General features: G+C 57.6%; 1 pseudogene. It reads left to right on the top strand.

Annotation, left to right across the window (positions count from 1 at the left end):
- A pseudogene (locus ABJK56_RS11755) lies at positions 1 to 1420 on the top strand (hypothetical protein); the annotation flags it as partial.

The following is a 1420-nucleotide window of genomic DNA, read 5'->3' as shown; positions in this document are numbered from 1 at the left end:
GAGGTCAAGCTTGGAACTCGTCAGTGGGAGGCGGCGTCGGGGGTATTGGATCCGACGGGGACGAACAATGCGATCAAGATTACGGCGAACATTAAGGGTGAGGAATTTAACGGGGTGAACGTGGTGTTATCGATTGGGGGATCGCAGAGTGTCAGTTACAATCATACGACGAAGACACTGAGTATAACGGCGTTGGCGACGGATACGGCGCAGGACGTAGTGAATTTGATTAATAATGATGCGGCGGTGGGGGCGTTATTTACGGCGTCGAATTATGGGGAGTCGGACGGGAGCGGGACGGTAGCGGCGGGGAGTGTGACGTTGAGTGGTGGTGTGACGGGTGGGGATGTGATTGCGACGGCGAATGATGTGGTGGCGGCGATCAACAGTTCGGCGGCGAGTGCGGTGGTGACAGCGAGTTTGGCACCTGGGGACAATGGGTATGGGGTGGTGAGTCCGTTCCAGGAGTATGCGTATTATGGGAGTGTGGAGGGGAACAATCGGTTGCAGTTTTTGGGACCGGAGGGGAGTCGGAAGATTCGGTTTGTGTCGAATCCTGGGGAGAGTTTGAGTGTGGATTTGACGACGGACCCGCGGGTGGAGGGATTTTCGTCGGCGATTGTGCAGGGGGTGAATGCGAATAGTACTTTGAAGATTACGGCGCGGTACAAGGGGGCGGCGTATGATGGGGTGCAGATTGTGTTTAATGACAGTACGGACAACACGGTGGTGTGGGATGCGGAGAGCAAGACGCTGACGTTCAATGTGGACATCAGTGGGGGATTTACGGCGCAGCAGGCGGTGAATTTGTTGAACAATGACAGTTATGCGGGGAAGTATTTTCGGGCGGAGAATTTTGGGACGAGTGACGGGAGTGGGGTGTTGTCAGCGACGATGACGGGGCAGACGAGTGGTGGGGTGGTGAGTGAGGGGACGGTGATTGTGCATTTGGCGACGACGTCGGACGGGATCGTGACGACGAGGGCGCAGGATTTGATTAATTACTTTAATGATCCTGCGAATGCGGGTTTGTTATCGCAGTTAGGGATCAGTGTGAGCAATGTGGCGGGGAGTGATGGGAGTGGGAAGTTAGCGCCGACGGTGAGTGATTTGGAGTTTGCGACGAGTGGGACGCAGTTACAGGAGGCGCAGGCGAGTGGGACGACGTATGCGGTGAACGGGAAGAATGCGCGGTTGAAGTTGACGGCGGTGGCACCTGGGGCGGCTTGGAATGGGGTGCGGTTGGTGTTTGAGGACACGGCGACGGCGGGGAGTGAGACGGTGGTGTGGGATGCGGCGACGAAGACGCTGACGGTGGGGATTCAGAGCGGGGTGAGCACGGCGAACCAGGTGATTGCGGCGATCAACAACGACGCCGTGGCCAGCCAACTCTTCACCGCCAGCCTCGCCACCGGCAGCA

Origin of the sequence: Thermogutta sp. (assembly GCF_039793925.1) — a bacterium.
Taxonomy (GTDB): domain Bacteria; phylum Planctomycetota; class Planctomycetia; order Pirellulales; family Thermoguttaceae; genus Thermogutta.
This window is presented reverse-complemented; position numbering and strand designations above follow the sequence as displayed.